We start from the raw sequence: 20602 nt of genomic DNA, 5'->3' as shown, positions 1-20602 counted from the left end.
AAATAACGTCTTATTATTCAAGGGATTTTCCTTAAAATGAGCACAAAGAGGCCGCCGCATCTATGATTTATTCAATCATTAATGCGACGGCCCCTTTTTTATGAAATTGGAGATTAGAAATTTGACAAAACAATATGGCAAAAAGGTTGCGGTGAATCGTTTGAATCTGTCTTTAACAAAGGGCGTCTATGGCCTGCTTGGGGCCAACGGCGCAGGGAAAACGACGTTGATGCGTCTGATCTGCGGAATTCAGGCGCCCACATCAGGAAAGATAACCCTGAATGACCGCGAAATGGAAGTCCTGGGAGAAAATTACAGGAAATATCTGGGTTATTTGCCGCAGCAGTTTCCCTATTATCCGGATTTCAGCGCAATGGACTATCTTTTATATATTGCCGCATTAAAGGACTTAGATGAAAAGAAGGCGAAGGAAAAATCAAAAGAACTGCTTGAGACGGTGGGCCTTACAAAAAATGGCCGGCAAAAAATCCGCACATTTTCCGGCGGAATGAAACAGCGACTGGGTATTGCTCAGGCGATGTTAAATGACCCGTATATTCTGGTTTTGGATGAACCGACGGCCGGACTGGACCCTAAAGAACGGGTGAGATTTCGAAATCTAATCAGTGCTTTTTCGAAAGAACGCATCGTTATTTTATCGACACATATTGTATCCGATGTGGAATTTATCGCTGAGAAAATTATAATGATGAAATCCGGAAGTATACTTCATTACGGAAGACCCCGGGAAATCACCTCTGAAATTCGAGGAAAGGTATGGAAATGTGTTGTTCCTGCCGAAAAGGCAGAGCAGTACACAGCACGGTTGAATGTAAGCAACCTTCGGAATGTTGATAATAATCAAACGATCCTTCGTGTTATTTCCAAAGAGCCGCCTTTAAACGGCGCTCTGCAGGTTGAACCGAATCTGGAAGATTTATATCTTTATTATTTCAAAGGAGGAAATGAATAATGAGAAGATTGATTCAGTTTGAATTGAGAAAAATATTTTTAAGGCGTCTGACGCAGTTTTTTCTCATTGCCCTGTTTTTGGTATCGGTATTGTTCATGTTTTCAACTTATCAGAATAAGTATGCCTTTGATGGTGCCAGCCGGGAAGGGAGCGGAAGGGAGGCTGTGGAAATCGATAAATCCATTGCTGAAAAGTATGGCGGACCTTTAACGGATGAAAAAGTAGGGCAGATGTTGGCGGATTTTCATACGGAATCGGATATAAACGCAAAATATCTTTATCAGAATGCCATGCAGTCTGCCGTGTGTGCCCGGTTTTCAGATATTCACGGCAATTGGAATGGACAGACGGTTTCCGATGTGTTCGGTGAGGCGGAAATGAATATTGGTTATGTTGACGGATGGCTTGGGGTAAGTCAGGATATGGTCAGAATTTTTGTTTTTCTTTCATTAGTTATCATTCTAATGATTGCTCCGGTTTTTTCGGGGGAGTACGGTGGTGTTGTCCATATTATTTTATCAAGCAAATATGGAAAAACAAGATGTGCCACAGCAAAGGTAATTGCAGGATTTGCGGCGGCCATCATAGTAACTCTAGGGGTTCTCGGCATTAATACTTTGATGGCTTTTGTTTTATATGGAAAGGAAGGAATGGATTGCAGTATCCTTTTTGCACCTGTAGTTTTTACAGAAGGGTATATACCTTTCAATATAACCTGCGGTACGCTGCTTAAATACCAATGTCTGTTGGTTTTTACCGGCGCTGTCAGTGTTGCCGCAATGACTTTATTTTTTTCTGCTTTGTCTAAAAACCAAATGGCAGCGCTGGCTTTTTCGGCAGCAGCCTATTTATTTCCGGTAATGCTGCCCATATCCGAGACAAGTCCGCTGTTCCGGCTTATTGCGTTGCTTCCGATATATCACGCCCAGTTCGTTTCTCTTATGTCCGTAGAACAAATGGGCAGCGGATGGCTCTATTCCATATGGGCAGTTCCCGTGGCATTTGTGCTGACAGTTTTAAGCAGTGTATTTTCCAGAAAGATTTTTGCGAAACATCAGGTGAATGAATAGCTTATATATGGGAGCCGACACATCCATGACAGATTTAATCGTTAATGTGTCGGCTCCATGGTTTTTACTGAAGTTCGGCAATGCGGCTGACGCCGACATAGATATCGCTGATCTTGAACCAGGTCGGATAATCGACGATGCCGGTGACCGGCAGGCCGAAGATTCTCTGGAAATCGGCAACGGCCTGGCGCGTTTTTTCACCAAAAATACCATCGGCAGTAATTGTTGGAAGGGCCGGATAGGCCTGGGCGATTCGGTTTAATTGTTCCTGCATCTGACGGACCTTGGAGCCCGTGGAGCCGACGGTCAGATCGGCACCGGGCCAGGATGACGGGATACCGCTGATTTGTTCGGCGGTGTTAATGTACATATCATTTCCGTAATAGTAACGGATAATTTCAAGGGGTGTATATCCCTGATCCCCCAGAGATTTGGAGCCCCACTGGGACATCCAGTTCGGACAGCTTACCCGTTTGCCGTCGCAGTATTGCGTCAGAATCGGTTGACGGACATTCGGGCGGGATAAAAAATTGGAGAAAATTGTATCCACGACCCGGGAGATGCTCTCATAGACATTTCGGCCGTAGACAAAAAAATGGTCGTAAGCCGTAGAAGAAGTAATGGTAAAGTCGAAGCCCTTGTTTCTGTACCACTCTGTGTAGACCCGATTCAAGGTGAAAGAGAGAATGGCGAGGACATTGGCAATGATGGAAGATTCGGGCCAGGTTGCGTAAATTTCGCTGGAAGCCACATTCTTGATGTAGTCACGGAAAGGCACGAAATAGTTGGCGGCGCTGGTGTCGTTTGGCGGCCCATCGTGAACGATGATTGTCTCCGGAACAACGACTCGGCTGAGGACGATTTCACCAGTTTCATTTATGTCCTTAATTTCTGCTTCGGCAATTTTCGGTGGATAGAGTTTCCATAGCGTGTGGGCACCGATGACCAACGGATTATAGGCTGGTGTCTGGGTGACTACAGGCGTCATACGGACATTGGACAGACCAAGCTGGCCGGATAAAATCTGTATACCGGAAATTTCGATTTCCTCAAAGCCTGGTGCAGTGATCTTCAGATTATATTCTGAATAGGGCTGAGTATCGCCCGGTTCAAGACTGTATTCCACCGGTGGAGCATCCAGTTCGATGGTATCGCTGTTGCCGCTGTTATCCGTAGTGATCTGTTCCAGAATCTGGTCCGGTTCACCGGTGGAGGAAATTTCGATGGTAGCATCTTCAATCGGGACATTGCCTTCGGTGGAGACGGCGGAAACGCGCAGTTGTCCCTTATCAATCAAATTTGTTTCTGGCATAGTTTGTTCCCTGAATTTGTTTTGTATAATATATGCAAATCCCACGGAATTGATAAATAAAATTTATTCCGATTTTACCAAAATGGTTTATATGCTAAAAAAAATGAAGGAAAAGGTTGTTTTTCTAAAAACGATGTGGTATACTTTTAGCAATTTAGGGTTTTTTGTCAGATATTAAAGAAAAAGAAATTCGGAATAAAATTCACGAATCACTCTTTTTTTTTGGAAAAATAGGGCAAAACACTTATAATTATTCAAATTGTGACATATATATGAATAATTATTCCTTGCGATATTCGAGCTGGACGAAAGAGAGCAAGGGGTAAGAAAGGGACAGGTGATTGAATGAAGGCGTTTTTAATACTAGCCGATGGCACGGTCTTTAAAGGAGTAAGCATTGGTTCGCAGCGGGAAGTAATTAGTGAAATTGTTTTTAATACGTCAATGACAGGATATTTAGAAATTCTTACAGATCCATCCTATGCCGGGGAAGCCGTCGTCATGACATATCCAATAATTGGAAATTATGGAATATGTTTTGACGATATGGAAGATGACAGACCCTGGCCGGATGGATTTATTGTTAGAGAGCTGGCAACAGCGCCGAGCAATTTCAGAAATGAATGTGGTCTGTCAGAATTTTTGAAAGACCATGATATTCCTGGTATTCAGGGAATCGATACCCGGGCGCTGACAAAGATTCTGAGAAGTCAGGGGACCATGAATGGTATGATCACGACGAATGAGAATTTCGATTTAGATGAAATACTTCCGAAGATTCGTGCATTTAAAGCCGAGGATGTTGTTAAAAAAGTCACCTGTGCTGAGAAAGAACATTTTTCTGATGGAAAATATAAAGTTGCTCTCATGGATTTTGGAGCAAAGAGAAATATTGCAAGAGAGTTGGCCAAACGTGGCTGTGAAGTGACCATTTATCCGGCCTATACATCGGCGGAAGAAATCATGGCGGCCCATCCGGATGGAATCATGCTTTCTAACGGCCCCGGAGACCCGAAGGATTGTATGCCGATCGTGGCTGAGGTGAAGAAGATGTTCGACGCAGACATTCCGATGTTTGGTATCTGCCTTGGTCATCAGTTGCTGGCGCTGGCGAATGGAGCCGATACCCGTAAAATGAAATGGGGGCACCGGGGGGCGAATCATCCGGTCAAGGATTTGGCGACCGGCCGGGTTTACATTTCCACACAGAATCATGGCTATGTGGTTTCTTCTAAATCTGTTCCTGACGGCGTTGCGGAAGTAAGCTTTAGAAATGCCAACGATGCGACGATGGAAGGGCTTCATTATCTGGGAAGGAATGTTTTTACGGTTCAATTTCATCCGGAAGCCTGCGGCGGCCCGCAGGATACGGGGTTCCTCTTTGACAAGTTTATTCATATGATGGAGGTTGCGAAAGATGCCTAAGAAAAACAATATCAAAAAAGTGTTAGTCATTGGTTCCGGCCCGATTATCATCGGACAGGCAGCAGAGTTCGATTATGCCGGCACACAGGCATGCCGTTCCCTGAAAGAAGAAGGAATTGAAGTTGTTCTTGTCAACTCCAACCCGGCCACCATCATGACCGATAAACATATCGCAGATAAAGTGTATATTGAGCCTTTAAATATAGATGTGCTCAAGAAAATTATTGAAAAAGAAGAGCCGGACAGCCTGCTCCCGACCCTGGGCGGACAGGCGGCCTTGAATATTGCCATGGAACTTTATGAGTCCGGATTCCTGGATGAAAAGAAGGTTCAGATGATTGGTACAACCTCTGAGACCATCAAAAAAGCGGAGGACCGTTTGGAATTTAAGGAGACGATGGAGAAGATCGGAGAGCCGTGTGCAGCCAGTGAGGTCTGTACGACATTAAAGGGATGCATTGATTTTGCAGATAAGATCGGCTATCCGGTCGTGATCCGTCCGGCTTATACGTTGGGCGGCAGCGGCGGCGGTATTGCCCATACGCTGGAGGAATTAAAAGAAATCGCCAGCAACGGTCTGCGCCTGAGCCGTGTCGGACAGGTATTGGTTGAACGTTATATCGGCGGATGGAAAGAAATTGAATATGAAGTGATGCGCGACAGCTACGGCAACTGTATCACCGTATGTAATATGGAAAATATTGACCCGGTCGGTGTTCATACGGGGGACAGTATTGTTGTGGCTCCGTCACAGACACTGGCAGATAAAGAATACCAGATGCTCCGTACATCTGCCTTAAACATTATTACCGAGCTTGGCATCACTGGCGGCTGTAATGTTCAGTATGCTTTAAATCCAAACAGTTTTGAATACTGTGTTATCGAGGTAAATCCCCGTGTAAGCCGTTCTTCCGCTCTGGCCTCTAAGGCCACAGGCTATCCCATTGCTAAAGTTGCGGCCAAGATCGCCCTCGGATATGCCTTGGATGAGATTAAAAATGCGGTTACAGGAAAGACCTATGCCAGCTTTGAACCGGCGCTGGATTACTGTGTGGTTAAAATTCCGAAATGGCCCTTTGATAAATTTATCAGCGCAAAACGAACACTGACAACCCAGATGAAGGCCACCGGCGAGGTTATGAGCATCTGCCAGAACTTTGAGGGCGCGCTGATGAAAGCCCTTCGTTCCCTGGAACAGAATATTTATAGTCTGAACTACGGCGGATTTGGTGAACTTTCCGATGAAGAACTGGAAAAGGCTCTTTATCTCATCGATGACCATCGTTTGTTCTATATTGCCGAGGCATTCCGCCGCGGATACGATATGGAAAGAATTCATGCCATTAATAAAATCGACATGTGGTTCCTGGATAAAATCAAAGTTTTGGTGGATATGGAAAATCGCCTGAAAACCGAAGAACTGACAGTGGAACTTTTAAAAGAAGCAAAGCGAATGGAATTCCCCGACAAGGCCATTGCCCAGTTTACCGGAAAGAGTGAGGCCGAAATTAAGGCAATGCGTTACCGCAATAATATTATCGCTGCATTTAAAATGGTAGATACCTGTGCCGCTGAATTTGAATCGGAGACACCGTATTATTATTCCTGCTTCGGTAGTCAGAATGAGGTGGAACCGGGGGACAGCATGCGTAAGAAAGTGATTGTTCTCGGCTCCGGTCCAATCCGAATCGGTCAGGGTATTGAGTTTGACTATTGCTCTGTACACAGTGTATGGGCATTGGCTGATGCGGGTTACGAGACGATTATTATTAATAACAATCCGGAAACTGTAAGCACGGACTTTGATATTGCAGATAAACTTTACTTTGAACCGCTGACACCGGAGGATGTGGAAAATATTGTCCGCCTGGAAAACCCGGACGGCGCTGTGGTTCAGTTCGGCGGACAGACAGCTATTAAACTGACTGAGGCTATCATGAAGATGGGGGTCCCGATTCTTGGAACAAGTTCAGACGACGTGGATGCTGCAGAAGACAGAGAACGTTTTGATGAGATACTTGAACAGTGCAAAATTCCGCGTCCGGCCGGAACAACCGTATTTACGACGGAAGAGGCATTACAGGCAGCCAATCAACTGGGGTATCCGGTGCTTGTGCGCCCGTCCTACGTTCTCGGCGGTCAGGGGATGCAGATTGCGGTCAACGATGGCGATATCGTCGAATTTATGACGATTATTAACCGGGATGTTCAGGAGCATCCGATTCTGGTCGATAAATATCTGGTCGGCAAAGAAGTGGAAGTCGACGGCGTGTGCGACGGTACGGATATTCTGATTCCTGGTATTATGGAACATATCGAGCGGGCCGGCGTGCATTCTGGGGACAGCATTTCCGTTTATCCGGCTCAGAGTCTGTCGGAGGAAATCGTCAAAAAACTGGAAGATTACACCGGACGGCTGGCCAGAGCCCTTCATGTGAAAGGCCTTTTGAATATCCAGTTTATCGTGCATGATAATGAAGTGTATGTTATTGAGGTAAATCCGCGTTCCAGCCGTACGGTTCCTTACATCAGCAAAGTGACAGGTATTCCGATTGTGGACATTGCCTCCAAAGTTATTGTCGGAAAATCCATTAAAGAACTGGGCTTTGAACCGGGACTTCAGAAAAAATCCGACTACATTGCCATCAAACAGCCGGTATTCTCCTTTGAGAAACTGCGTGGTGCGGAAATCAGCCTTGGACCGGAAATGAAATCCACCGGTGAAGTTCTGGGTATTGCCAAAGATTTCCATGAAGCGTTGTACAAATCTTTCCTGGGTGCAGGCATCAGTCTGCCTCGGACAAAAAAGATGATCTGTACGGTAAAGGATTCGGATAAAGAAGAATTAATTCCAATCGCCAAACGGTTTTATGACCTGGGATACGAAATTTATGCGACCCGGAGTACGGCTGCTGTGCTGAATGCCAACGGTATGAAAGCCACCCGAATCAATAAAATCCATGATGGTTCTCCGAATGTACTGGATTTGATTTTGGCCGGAGAAGTGGATCTGATCATCGATACGCCGACCCATGGTCGTGACAAATCAAGGGATGGTTTCCTGATTCGGAGAAATGCCATTGAAACCGGTGTGACCTGCCTTACATCGCTGGATACGGCACGGGCTCTTGTGACCAGTCTGGAAAATGCCAGCCTGAACAATTTGTCCGTTGTGGATATCGCGGAGATTTAGTTTGCTATTGACAAGATATGGGATTTGCTGATATGATTAGCCCATAAGACAAAGGCGTGCTTACCTGTTTAAGTGCGCCTTTTTTTAAAAAGGAGTGAAAACGCGTGTCAAGATATACGAAACAGGATATCATCAATATGATTCAGGATAATGATGTTGAATTTATCCGTCTGCAATTTACCGATATTTTCGGAACACTAAAAAATGTGGCGATCACAGCCAGTCAGATAGAGCGGGCGCTGAAAAATGAATGCATGTTTGATGGCTCAGCGATTGAAGGCTTTGTACGGATTGAAGAATCGGATATGTACCTTTATCCGGACCTGGATACGTTTCAGATTTTTCCATGGAGACCGCAGCAGGGCAAGGTGGCCCGGCTCATCTGTGACGTTTACCGTCCAAACGGCGAACCTTTTGAGGGGGATCCGCGATATATTTTAAAGAGGGTGATCAAACAGGCCGAGGATATGGGGTATAGTTTTGAAGTCGGACCGGAATGCGAGTTTTTCCTTTTTCATACCGATGATAATGGGATGCCGACAACCATTACCCATGAAAAGGGCAGCTATTTTGATCTGGGGCCAGTGGATCTGGGAGAAAATGCCCGCCGGGATATGGTACTCAATCTGGAGGATATGGGATTTGAAATTGAAGCCTCCCACCATGAGGTGGCATCTGCTCAGCATGAGATTGATTTTGCACATAATGGCGCTCTTCAGACAGCAGATGATATTATGACATTAAAACTGGTGATCAAATCCATTGCAAAGCGCCATGGCCTGCATGCTTCCTTTATGCCGAAGCCTAAGTCCGGTGTTTCCGGTTCAGGTATGCATATTAACATGTCTTTACAGAAAAACGGGCATAATATTTTTTATGATCCGGAAGGCGATCTGGAAATGAGCGAAGATGCTTATCATTTTATCGCCGGTATTTTGGCTCATGCCAAGGGAATGACCGCATTGACGAATCCATTGGTCAATTCCTATAAACGTCTGGTGGCCGGATACGAGGCGCCGATTTATATTGCCTGGTCTGTGATGAACCGCAGTCCGTTGGTTCGTGTGCCGGCTGCCCGTGGAAAAGGCACCCGCGTAGAGCTGCGCTGCCCGGACCCGGCGTGTAACCCATATCTTGTTCTGGCCGTTTGTCTGGCCGCCGGTCTGGAGGGAATTAAGAAGAAACTTGTTCCTCCGGCAAGGGTTGACCGGAATATTTTTGAAATGGATTGTAACGAAAAAGAGGCGCTTCATATAGAAAGTCTTCCGCAGGATTTGTGCGAGGCGACCAGGGAACTGGAAAAAGATGCTTTCGTCCGTAATGTTCTGGGTGAACATGTCAGCGAAAAATATATTGAAGCCAAATATAAAGAATGGGAAAACTATCGTGTTCAGGTAACTGAATGGGAAATCGAAGAATATTTATACCGGATTTAACGGGCGATACCGACATACAGTAAAACCGAGGTGATATAATGGTCAGCATCATCGTAGCCTTTAAGAAACAAACAGATGCGGCAAATATACGAAATTTGTTGACGCGATTTGGGTATAATGTAGTCGGGGTTTGTACAAGCGGAGCCGCTGTACTGAATGTCATTGATCAGATGATTGATTCAGACGGCATTGTTATCTGCGGCTGCCGTTTAAATGATATGGATTATTTTAATCTGTATAAGTATCTGCCCGAATATTATGAAATGGTGGTCATGGGATCCAGGGCAGCATTGGAACAGATGGAATATGTCGATGTTCTGAAAATTGCATTGCCAATGAAAACGCAGGCTTTCATAAATAATATTGAGCTTTTGGAAACAACGATGATGCGCAGGCGTAAAAAACGCCGCGAGATGCCTAAGAACCGTTCAGGGGAAGAACGCATCCTTATTGACAGTGCTAAAAGTCTATTGATGGAGGCGAAAAAGTATACGGAGGAAGAGGCGCATCGTTATCTCCAGAAAACCAGCATGAGCAACGGCACAAGCATTGTGGAAACTGCTCAGATGGTATTGGAGCTATTTGGATAAACAGGAGGGATTATGGACAAAAACAACCGGGGGAAACATTTCATTTTAGCAGTATGGATGATATTTACGCTGTTTCTGACAGCATGCGGCAATACGTCAGGCAAGGAAAGCATGACGGAACAACCGTTAGCCGGAGCGAAGTCAAACAATTATGCGGCAGCTGACTATGGTTATGATGCCGGTTCTGATATAAGTGTTGATTCGGCAGAGATGGAAGCGGCAGGAACCACAGAGGAGCTTGATGGCAGTAATGTATTGTCAGAAGATGCGGCAGCCGCAGAGAGTGGACGAAAGTTGATTAAAAACGTGAATCTGGATGTGGAAACAAAGGCTTTTGATACCTTTATATCGGACCTTGAAAAAGAAGTGGAAAGCTTTGAAGGATATATTGAGTATTCCAGCGTCGGAGGCAGCAGTTATCTGTCTGAGAACAGTCAGCGGACAGCCTGGTATACGGTGCGGATTCCGGAAGCGAAGCTGGAGACCTTTATATCAAAGGTGGGGGATAATGGAAACATTACCAACATCTCACAGGATATCCGGGATATTACGCTGGAATATGTCGATGTGGCCGGGCGGATTTCAACGCTGGAGGCTGAGCTTGAGCGGCTGAATGAATTGCTTTCGGAAGCTTCGTCCATCGAGGATATTTTGGCTATCGAATCCAAAATTTCTGATGTGCGTTACGAATTGGAGTCTTACCAGAGTCGGATGAACAGTTATGATAATCAGATTGATTACAGCACGGTAAATATTAGTGTCCTTGAGGTGGATGTTGTATCAGCGAGTCAGGGTGATTCGGCCTGGGAACAGATTCAGAGCGGATTTATGAGCAGTCTCTATGGCCTTGGACGAGGCTTGAGCGGTTTTGTGATCGGGCTGCTCAGTGGTATTCCATATCTGGCAGTTATCGTTGTAGTCATAGTGATCATTGTGAAAGTTGCCCACAGACGGGGAAGAAAAAAGAAAGAACGTCCGGCGGAACAGCCAAAGACGGATGAAAAGGAGCAATAGAAAATGTTTTCCCGGAATTTTTAATTCCGGGAATCCTGTTTATAGAAGGAGGACAGTTTTTATGGCAAATGTGATTTCGGATGAAACAATTGAATATGTCGGCATACTGGCAAAACTTGAATTGTCTGAGGAAGAAAAGGAGCAGGCGAAGAAAGATATGGGAAGTATGCTGGATTATATTGATAAATTAAATGAACTGGACACTTCCGGAGTGGAGCCGATGTCCCATGTGTTTCCGGTACATAATGTGTTTCGGGAAGATGTTGTTGCCAATGGGAATGTCCGTGAAAAAATCCTGGCCAATGCGCCAAAGGAAAAAGACGGAAGTTTTGTTGTGCCAAAGACGGTAGAGTAGGGGGTGGACCATGGATTTAATGCAGTTGACCGCAGTGGAACTGGGAAAAAAGATTAAAAATAAAGAAATAACTGTGAAGGAATGCGTGGAGGCCGCTCTCGCTCAAATAGATGCCGTGGAAGGGCAGATTCACAGCTTTGTTACCATGGACAGGGAAGGGGCTTTGAAAAAAGCCGAAGAAGTCCAGGCAAAGATTGATTCCGGAGAACTTACGGGGCCGCTGGCCGGTGTGCCTGTGGCGATTAAAGATAATATGTGTACGGAGGGCCTGCTGACAACCTGCAGTTCGAAAATTCTCTATAATTTTGTGCCGACCTATACCTCCGAAGCCGTGCTGAATCTGGAAAAGGCGGGAGCAGTCATTATCGGAAAAACAAACATGGATGAGTTTGCCATGGGAAGCACGACGGAGACCTCGGCTTTCGGACCGACGAAAAATCCGTGGAACACGGATCATGTACCGGGTGGCTCCTCCGGCGGTTCCTGTACAGCCGTGGCGGCTGAGGAAGTACCTTATGCCCTTGGCTCCGACACGGGCGGTTCCATCCGTCAGCCCAGCTCTTTCTGCGGGGTTGTGGGAATTAAACCAACCTATGGGACTGTCTCCCGCTATGGGCTTATTGCTTATGGCTCTTCGCTGGACCAGATTGGACCTGTGGCAAAGGATGTGACGGACTGTGCGACAATCCTGGAAGCGATTGCTTCTTATGATCCGAAGGACAGTACCTCTGTTCAGCGGGAAGAGTATGACTTTACGTCGGCTCTGGTAGATGATGTGAAGGGGCTTCGCATCGGAATTCCAAGAGATTATTTTGGCGAAGGACTGGATGAAGAAGTGAAGACTGCTGTTCTTGGCGCCGCAAAGGCCCTTGAAGAAAAAGGAGCCATTGTGGAAGAATTTGATTTAAGCCTGGTAGAATATGCCATTCCGGCTTACTATGTGATCGCTTCGGCAGAGGCCAGTTCCAACCTGGCCCGATTTGACGGCGTGAAGTATGGGTATCGTACGGAAGCGTATGAAGGACTCCACAACATGTATAAAAAGAGTCGTTCTGAAGGCTTCGGCCCGGAAGTCAAACGGCGGATCATGCTCGGGTCTTTTGTTCTCAGTTCGGGTTACTACGATGCTTACTATCTGAAAGCGCTGCGTACAAAAGCTTTGATCAAACAGACTTTTGATAAGGCTTTTGAAAAGTATGACGTTATTCTGGGACCGGCGGCGCCGACCACCGCACCAAAGCTTGGCGATTCCCTCAGCGACCCGATTAAAATGTACCTGGGAGATATCTATACTATATCGGTCAACCTGGCCGGACTTCCGGGACTGTCGATGCCCTGCGGTATCGACAGCAAAGGCCTGCCGATTGGCGTGCAGATGATCGGAGATTGTTTTAAAGAAAAAAATATCATTCGGGCGGCTTTTGCCTTTGAACAGACAAGAACCTATCAAAGACCGGTCATGGCCGGGAAAGGAGCAGAATAATGGAAAAACAGTATGAAACCGTCATTGGACTGGAAGTCCATGTAGAACTTGCGACAAAGACAAAAATTTTCTGTTCCTGCAGTACCGAATTCGGCGGTGCACCGAATACCCACACCTGTCCCGTATGTACCGGAATGCCGGGCTCTCTGCCGGTATTAAATAAGCAGGTCGTGGAATATGCCATTGCCGTAGGTCTGGCAACCAACTGTTCCATCACCCAGTATTGCAAATTTGACCGGAAGAATTATTTTTACCCGGATAATCCCCAGAACTATCAGATTTCCCAGTTGTATCTGCCAATTTGCCGAAACGGCGGTGTGGAAATTGAGACAAAGGACGGAGAGAAAAAGGTTGTCGGTATCCATGAAATCCATATGGAGGAGGACGCGGGAAAACTCATTCACGACGAGTGGGAAGACGCCTCTCTGGTTGATTTCAACCGCTCCGGTGTACCTTTGATCGAAATCGTATCTGAGCCGGATATGCGTTCGGCGGATGAAGTCATTGCTTATCTGGAAAAACTTCGTATGATCATCCAGTATTTAGGCGCTTCGGATTGTAAGCTTCAGGAAGGTTCTATGCGGGCCGATGTCAACTTATCCATCCGGGAAGTGGGTGCTGAAACCTTCGGTACACGAACCGAGATGAAGAACCTGAACTCTTTCAAGGCTATTGCGAGAGCCATTGAGGGTGAGCGGGAACGACAGATCGATCTGCTGGAATCGGGCAAGGCGGTCATACAGGAAACCCGTCGTTGGGACGATAATAAAGAAACTTCCTATGCGATGCGTTCTAAAGAAGATGCCCAGGATTACCGTTATTTCCCGGAACCGGACCTTGTTCCGATCATTATCAGTGACGAGTGGATTGAGGAAATCCGCAGTCGCCAGCCGGAGCTTCGGACAGAGAAGCTGGAACGGTATAAGACCGAATATGACATTCCGCAGTATGATGCGGAAATCCTTACTTCCCATAAAAAACTAGCTGATATTTTTGAGGCTACAGTAGCCCTCGGCAAGAAGCCGAAGGAAGTATCCAACTGGCTGATGGTGGAAACGATGCGTCTCTTAAAAGAACATGATCTAGAGCCGTCCGATCTGACCTTTGCACCGGAAAATCTGGCAAAACTCATCGACTTGATCGAGAAGGGCGCCATTAACCGGACCACGGCAAAGGAAGTTTTTGAAAAGGTCTTTGCTGAAAATGCGGATCCGGAAGTCTATGTGGAAGAAAATGGCTTGAAGATTGAGGCTGACGATGGAGCACTTAAAGCCATTATTGAGAGCATTGTGGCTGCGAATCCCCAGTCTGTGGCCGACTATAAGGCCGGAAAGAAAAAAGCCATCGGTTTTCTCGTGGGCCAGACGATGAAGGCGATGAAGGGAAAGGCCGACCCGGGAACTGTGAATAAAATGCTGACTGAAATTCTAGATTCTTAGAAAAATAATGATATCTGATTTTTAAAAGTCTGTTCAGTAATGATGGATTGGTCGTTATTGAACAGACTTTTTTATATTTATATTATCAAAAAAATAATAATATTTGTGGTAAAATAAAACAAGTATGAGTTTTGGAGGTCCAAATTGAAAATATTCCATATTGCCGATTTACATATCGGAAAACAACTGAATTATTATAATTTAAAAGCGAACCAGGAAGAAATATTGAATCAGATCATCAATCGAATGGAAGAATACCATCCGGATGCGCTGCTGATCGCCGGAGATGTCTTTGATAAATCTATGCCGTCGGGAGAAGCTTATACCGTATTCGACGATTTTTTAAACCGGGTGTCATCACTGGAGCCGGCTATTCCAATCTGTATCATCGCCGGAAATCACGATTCACCGGAACGGCTGAATTATGCCAGCAGTTTTATGGAAAAGCATCAGATTTATATATCGGTCATGCCGCCTCAGAAGGCAGACGAATATCTGAAAAAAGTGGTGCTGGCAGACGACTATGGTCTGGTCAATATTTATCTTTTGCCTTTTACAAAGCCGGGTTATGTGCGGCCTTTATTTTCGGACAGGGATATTTCGGACTATGAGACGGCTGTCCGGGCGATACTCGAGCGGGAAAGCATCGACATATCCCAGAGAAACATCCTTGTCTCTCATCAATTTTATCAGAGTTCAGGATGGGAGACGGCCACCTGTGATTCGGAGCAGGTGATTTTATCCGTCGGAGGATTGGACCGGATAGATATTTCGGTTTTAAAGGATTTCGATTATGTGGCATTGGGGCATTTGCATGGTCCCCAGAAGATTAAAGAAGAATGGATTCGCTATGCCGGTTCACCTCTGAAATATTCGGTCAGCGAGGAACGGCATCATAAGTCGATAACGATGGTTACTTTGGGGGAAAAGGGCCAGAGGCCTGAAATCCGGCAGATTCCACTGAGCCCCCGGCAGGATGTGCGGACAGAGCGGGGGACATTGAAAGAAATTCTGGAGCGGGCCACAGACGCGAAACGACATGATTTTATCAGCGTGACATTAACTGATGAAAATGAACCTTACCGGATGAAGGAGATGCTTCGGGAAGTTTACGATTATCTTCTGGAGATCCGGGTGGACAACACACGAACAAGAAAACGACTGGAGCTTGTCTCGGAAACGCAGAAGAATCTGACGCCTTTCGATGCCTTTCGGGCCTTTTATGAGGATGTTGCAAAAATGCCGTTGACAGGGGCAGAAGAAGTTTTAATTGAGAAAACCTTGAACCAATTGGCGGAGGATAAAGAATGAAACCATTAGAACTAATACTTTCCGCCTTCGGCTCTTATGGAGGAACCGAGAGGGTGGATTTTGAGAAAATGAGACAGGGGCTTTTCCTCATCACGGGTGATACGGGCGCCGGGAAAACGACGATTTTTGACGGTATTACGTATGCTCTATATGGACAGACCAGTGGACGACGCCGGGAGGGGGACATGATGCGCAGCCAGTATGCTTCGGATACGGACGAAACCTATGTGGCATTTACGTTCAGTGAAAGGGGAAAGGTCTATACGATTCGGAGAAATCCGGCCTGGCTCCGACGAAGCCGGAGAAAAAATAAAGCCGGAGAATATGCGCTGACAAAGGAAAGTGCGAAGGTGGAGCTGATCATGCCTGACGGTAAGGCCTTTCCGGGAAAAATGAAAGAAACAGATCAGAAGATTGTGGAAATCATAGGTATGGATATAAATCAGTTCAGTCAGGTATCCATGATCTCTCAGGGAGATTTTATGAAACTTCTGCTGGCAAGTTCAAGGGAAAGAAAAGAAGTTTTTTCCCGGATATTTCCGACAAAGATTTACTGGCAGATTCAAAACAATCTGTCAGAGCAGGAAAAAAAGCTGTATGGTCAGTTAGAAGATGTGCGGAAAGTTTGTCAGCATGAGATTGAAAATGTCCAGTGCCTTCCGGAAAGTCCATATACGGAGAAATGGAAAGAAAAGGGCAGTTTTTCGGATATCGATAATCGTGTTTTAATGAAACTGTTAGAAGAGATGAACGAAGAGGCCGAACAGAGAGAAAAGGCGCTTCAGATATCTCTGAAAGAAGCAGACCGGCTTTTGGCGGCGGCACAGGAAATTCAGGAAAAAGAAAGGCGCAGCAACCGTGTATCAGAAGAAATGAAAGCGTTAGAAGATGAGCTGCCTCAGCTAAGTGAGAATGTCAGAGCAGCCGGAGCAATTCTGAAAGAGGTACGTTCCCAATATGAAAGGGAGTGGCCGAAAAAGCAGGAACAGTGGCTGATTTTAAACCGGGAGATGCCCGAATATGACAAGCTGTCGCAGGAAGAACGGGCTTTAGTGCGGCTTGGAAAAACGTTGGAAAGCTGTACCGTTGCGGCGGAGCGCACAGCCAAAAAAGAAACAGAAACGAAACAACTCCGGGAACTATTGGAACAGGAGCAGGAGGGATTAAAAAACAGCGGCGTCCGTTTGGCTCAGGCGTCTCAGAAGCTGGAGGAATGTGGCGAGAAAATGTCGGTGTTAAAGCAGCTTTGGAATAAGAAGCCGCTTTGGGAAAAGTTTCTTTCAGAGGATGAAGCGGCAAAACAAAAGGCAGTAAAAAGTTTATCTGATTATCAGGAAATGTCCCGGCGTTATGACAGCCTATATGAACAGTTTATTGCATCTCAGGCGGGACTGATGGCGCAGAAGCTTGTGGAAGGTGAACCATGTCCGGTCTGTGGGGCTGTGCATCATCCGGCGCCATGTCTGAATGAAAATATCGAGGAAATCGTTGATCGCAGTCGTGTGGACGGGGCAAAAGCAGATAGAGAAATGGCGGAGAAAGCGGTGGAAAAATCGCGGCTGAAGTGTCAGAAACTGGCAGAAGCGGGGGCGGAATTAAAAAGCGGTATTCTCCATGATGCCGGGGCGCTGATACCAGACTCTGCCGAACTGTTTGAAGGGAAAGGTTTCTGGACGACCGTACATGATATGGGACGAGCCTGCCGAAGCGCTATAGAGGCGGCGAAAGGGCAGTGGCAGCAGGCGCAGGATGGGTGTGAGCGTTTTGAAGCAAACGGCGAAAAATTAAAAAAATTGGAAAAAGAGCAAGATGCATTGCACATGGATTATATAAAACTTGTACAGCAGCAGGCGGCATTGTCCTCCGAAAAAAAGAGCCGGACCGACAGTCTGGCAGCAATGAAGTCAAAAATGAGCTTTACTTCCAAAACAGAGGCGGAACAGCGACTTTCCAATCTGAAAAGAGAGATGGAACAATTAAAAAAAGCTTTGGATAAAGCCGAAGCGGACCTGGAAACATGGACAGAGAAACAACATTTAAAACAGGGCCAGTTCGGGGAACGACAGCAGATGCTTAAGCAGACTGAGTTGGAATTGGCCCAGGCAAAAGCGAAGTATAGCGCTCTTTTAGAGACTTCCGGATGGCCTCCGGAAACAGAGTATTGCGTACTTGAAGCAAAAAGGGAAGCACTGGCCGGAGAAGAAAAAGATATCTATGCGGTACGCCAGACCAATGTAAAAATATATGAGCGGCTGGAACGACTATTGGCGGATTATGGTGGGGAGCAGGAAAACTTCGCCCGGGTACGCCATCTGAGCCGGATTGCTAACGGCCAGATGGCCGGGATGGTACGGATTGACTTTCAGACTTACATGCAGCGGCGTTATTTTGAGCAGATGGTGGATGCGGCCAACCGTCGGCTGGCCGGGATGAGCGGTCATCAATTCCTTTTGGAGTGCCGCGAACTGGAAAACCTGGGACGACAGGGAGAAGCCGGACTGGACCTGGATGTGTACAGTCTGGTCAATGACAGCGTCCGCGATGTAAAAACCCTTTCCGGCGGCGAATCCTTTATGGCCGCCCTGGCCCTGGCGCTCGGCATGGCGGATGTAATCCAGCAGGAGGCCGGGAAAATCCATGTGGACACCCTCTTTATCGACGAGGGTTTCGGAAGCCTGGATGAAAATGCCCGGAATCAGGCCATACGAATTTTAAATGAACTGGCTGGGAATGACCGACTCGTAGGTATCATTTCCCATGTCAGTGAATTAAAAGAACAAATTGAACAGAAAATTGTGGTGACGAAAACGAATAAGGGCAGTTCAATTTCTATGTAGTATTTTCGACGTTCCAACGCAAACACGCTGATTTTCTTATGGAATCGTCGAAATTTTGATTGAATTCCAGAAATTTATGCATATTGCCAATACTTAAAAAATCTTTTATAATGAAATGCAAGTACCTTAAAAAGGGTTATATCTTAATTTTAATAAATTGCATAAAGAGATAGATTTTGCAATTTGGATACAGTTTATGGCGGTTCCATAAGCAAACAAGAAAATCAACGTGTTTTCGTTGGAATGACGATAAACTGTGATGAATGGAAAATCTTTCATTATGCAAATTTAAAAAAATAAAAAGAAACGAAAGAGGTCATTAGATGAAGGAATTATTATTAAAATATAAGGAAATCATCGCATATTTATTTTTCGGAGGTTTGACGACGGTGGTCAATATTGTCGTCTATTTTGTCTGCACCAATGTGTTGGGCCTGAATTATCTTGTCGCCAATGCGATTTCATGGGCGGCGGCAGTGGCTTTTGCCTATGTGACAAATCGAACCTGGGTATTTGAAAGTAAGGTCAGAGGAGTTTCAGCCGTTTTGCGGGAACTGACGACTTTTGTTGGCTGTCGGCTGCTTTCCGGAGTGATGGATATGGCGATCATGTTTATCAGCGTGGATGTGATCGGCATCCCGGACAGTGTGGCGAAGTTTATTACCCAGGTTGTTGTCGTTGTTTTAAATTATATTTTCAGCAAGCTGATCATCTTCCGGAAATAATTCACAATTGAATCACAATTGAATCACAATCCATTCACAAATGCTTGTTACAATGACATCATCAAATGAAACAGAACGGAGGAAACACTATGAGTGATTTTTATAATTACCATGAGGATGATCAGAAACGCCCGGAACAGTCAGCAAATGATTATAACTATTATCAGCAGACATCGGATGGAGTACGAAGAACATACTCTCCTTATGATACACCGGAACCGAATAAATCTGAAAAGAAAAAAGGAAATTTTGGAGTGAAACTGGTGAAAGCCGTATGTCTGGGACTGGCCTTTGGACTGGTAGCCGGTGGTGTATTCTGGGGCATCGGCGGCTTGATGGGTGTGACGAACGGTAAGGGTGAAGCAGCGAACAGCGGCATGAATGTGAATATTGTAAAGACATCTTCGACGGATGTAAAAACCATCAGTGCAACGGATGTGTCCGATATCGTTGAACAGTGTATGCCGTCGATCGTTGCGGTCAATACACAGGTTGTGACGACCAGTAACTTTTTTGGTCAGACCTATTCTCAGGAAGGCAGCGGCGCCGGCTCGGGAATTATCATGAGTGAAGCCGACGGAACTCTTTATATTATGACAAATTATCATGTTATCCAGGACTCCACCAGTATAAATGTGACTTTTAACGATGGAAGCACGGCGGAAGCCCAGATTAAAGGATATGATGAGACAGCGGATATTGCGGTCATTACGGTGGACTATAATTCATTAAGCGAAGATACCAAGTCGAATATAGCTGCGGCAGTCATGGGTGATTCAGGTGCTCTTAAGATTGGCAATGGTGCCATTGCTATCGGAAATGCTCTTGGATATGGCCAATCTGTAACAACGGGTTCCATCAGTGCTGTGGACAGGGAAGTTGAGATGACAGACGGTACGATGACACTTATACAGACGGATGCAGCTATCAATCCGGGAAACAGCGGCGGCGCTCTTTTGAATACAAAAGGCGAAGTCATTGGTGTGAATACGGTTAAATATTCCAATACGGATGTCGAAGGTATGGGATTTGCTATTCCGATCAATTCCGCACTGGAAACCGCACAGGGTATTATCGATGGAACGATTGTCACAAAAACGGATGAAAACACGGCATATTTGGGTATTTCCGGCGGCACCCTGAATGAGGATGAAGCAGCGAAATACGGATATCCGGCAGGTATTTATGTCAGCATGGTCGCCAGAGGTTCTGCCGCGGAGCGGGCCGGACTTGTTCAAGGCGATATCATCACCGGATTTAACGGTGAGGCGATTTCCACCATGGAAGAATTACAGGAAAAACTGGAAGCCTGCATGCCGGGAGATCAGGTGACATTGACCATTCAGCGCCAGACTGGACGCAGCTCCTTTACAGAGAGTGAGTTATCCACCATTCTGGGTTCAAAGGCGGATATGGAAGAATAATTTGAAGAAAATATA

General features: G+C 45.9%; 15 protein-coding genes. 14 read left to right on the top strand and 1 reads right to left on the bottom strand.

Annotated elements, in window-relative coordinates; translation table 11 throughout:
• Window positions 1-121 precede the first annotated feature (121 nt).
• The gene (locus EV212_RS12555) at window positions 122-973 is read left to right on the top strand and encodes an ABC transporter ATP-binding protein (RefSeq protein WP_330570516.1); all 852 of its coding nucleotides are present in this window, start codon (window positions 122-124) and stop codon (window positions 971-973) included.
• On the top strand, window positions 973-2043 hold the full coding sequence (locus tag EV212_RS12550) for an ABC transporter permease (protein ID WP_132094076.1): 1071 nt from the start codon (window positions 973-975) through the stop codon (window positions 2041-2043). The genes EV212_RS12555 and EV212_RS12550 overlap by 1 nt, the downstream gene beginning before the upstream one ends.
• 64 nt (window positions 2044-2107) lie before the next feature.
• Here EV212_RS12550 and EV212_RS12545 read toward each other — a convergent pair whose 3' ends face one another.
• Window positions 2108-3355 carry a peptidoglycan-binding protein gene (locus EV212_RS12545; RefSeq protein WP_207669122.1) on the bottom strand — a complete coding sequence of 416 codons (1248 nt, stop codon included), beginning with the start codon at window positions 3353-3355 and terminating at the stop codon, window positions 2108-2110.
• A 345-nt stretch (window positions 3356-3700) separates the two neighbouring features.
• Between EV212_RS12545 and EV212_RS12540 the strand changes: the two genes are divergently transcribed.
• The 12 genes from EV212_RS12540 (at window position 3701) to EV212_RS12485 (ending at window position 20587) form a co-directional block, all read left to right on the top strand.
• Window positions 3701-4780 (top strand): carbamoyl phosphate synthase small subunit, encoded by a 1080-nt coding sequence (locus EV212_RS12540; protein ID WP_132094073.1) that lies wholly within the window; start codon window positions 3701-3703, stop codon window positions 4778-4780.
• Window positions 4773-7973, top strand: coding sequence for a carbamoyl-phosphate synthase large subunit (gene carB, locus EV212_RS12535; RefSeq protein ID WP_132094070.1), 3201 nt, complete (start codon window positions 4773-4775; stop codon window positions 7971-7973). The genes EV212_RS12540 and carB overlap by 8 nt, the downstream gene beginning before the upstream one ends.
• A 104-nt stretch (window positions 7974-8077) precedes the next feature.
• Window positions 8078-9409, top strand: coding sequence for a type I glutamate--ammonia ligase (gene glnA, locus EV212_RS12530; protein ID WP_132094067.1), 1332 nt, complete (start codon window positions 8078-8080; stop codon window positions 9407-9409).
• Between the two features lie 38 nt (window positions 9410-9447).
• Window positions 9448-9999, top strand: a complete 552-nt coding sequence (locus tag EV212_RS12525; protein WP_132094064.1) for an ANTAR domain-containing response regulator — start codon at window positions 9448-9450, stop codon at window positions 9997-9999.
• A gap of 12 nt (window positions 10000-10011) precedes the next feature.
• Window positions 10012-11013 carry a DUF4349 domain-containing protein gene (locus EV212_RS12520; protein ID WP_132094061.1) on the top strand — a complete coding sequence of 334 codons (1002 nt, stop codon included), beginning with the start codon at window positions 10012-10014 and terminating at the stop codon, window positions 11011-11013.
• Between the two features lie 61 nt (window positions 11014-11074).
• Window positions 11075-11368, top strand: coding sequence for an Asp-tRNA(Asn)/Glu-tRNA(Gln) amidotransferase subunit GatC (gene gatC / locus EV212_RS12515; RefSeq protein WP_132094058.1), 294 nt, complete (start codon window positions 11075-11077; stop codon window positions 11366-11368).
• Window positions 11369-11378: 10 nt separating this feature from the next.
• Window positions 11379-12851, top strand: a complete 1473-nt coding sequence (gene gatA, locus EV212_RS12510; RefSeq protein WP_132094055.1) for an Asp-tRNA(Asn)/Glu-tRNA(Gln) amidotransferase subunit GatA — start codon at window positions 11379-11381, stop codon at window positions 12849-12851.
• Window positions 12851-14290, top strand: coding sequence for an Asp-tRNA(Asn)/Glu-tRNA(Gln) amidotransferase subunit GatB (gatB, locus tag EV212_RS12505; protein WP_132094052.1), 1440 nt, complete (start codon window positions 12851-12853; stop codon window positions 14288-14290). The genes gatA and gatB overlap by 1 nt, the downstream gene beginning before the upstream one ends.
• Window positions 14291-14434: 144 nt before the next feature.
• A complete protein-coding gene (locus tag EV212_RS12500; RefSeq protein ID WP_132094049.1) occupies window positions 14435-15601 on the top strand; it encodes an exonuclease SbcCD subunit D in 1167 nt (388 codons plus the stop codon).
• Window positions 15598-18438: an AAA family ATPase gene (locus EV212_RS12495; protein WP_132094046.1), complete on the top strand. Its 2841-nt coding sequence runs from the start codon at window positions 15598-15600 to the stop codon at window positions 18436-18438. Before EV212_RS12500 ends, EV212_RS12495 begins: the two co-directional genes overlap by 4 nt.
• A gap of 323 nt (window positions 18439-18761) precedes the next feature.
• On the top strand, window positions 18762-19163 hold the full coding sequence (locus EV212_RS12490) for a GtrA family protein (RefSeq protein ID WP_132094043.1): 402 nt from the start codon (window positions 18762-18764) through the stop codon (window positions 19161-19163).
• Window positions 19164-19252: 89 nt separating this feature from the next.
• Window positions 19253-20587, top strand: a complete 1335-nt coding sequence (locus tag EV212_RS12485; RefSeq protein ID WP_165873377.1) for a S1C family serine protease — start codon at window positions 19253-19255, stop codon at window positions 20585-20587.
• Window positions 20588-20602: the final 15 nt, after the last annotated feature.

It is taken from the genome of Frisingicoccus caecimuris, from assembly GCF_004340975.1.
Taxonomy (GTDB): domain Bacteria; phylum Bacillota; class Clostridia; order Lachnospirales; family Lachnospiraceae; genus Frisingicoccus; species Frisingicoccus caecimuris.
The sequence above is the reverse complement of the archived record's forward strand: the minus strand, read 5'-3'. Positions and strand labels throughout refer to the sequence as shown.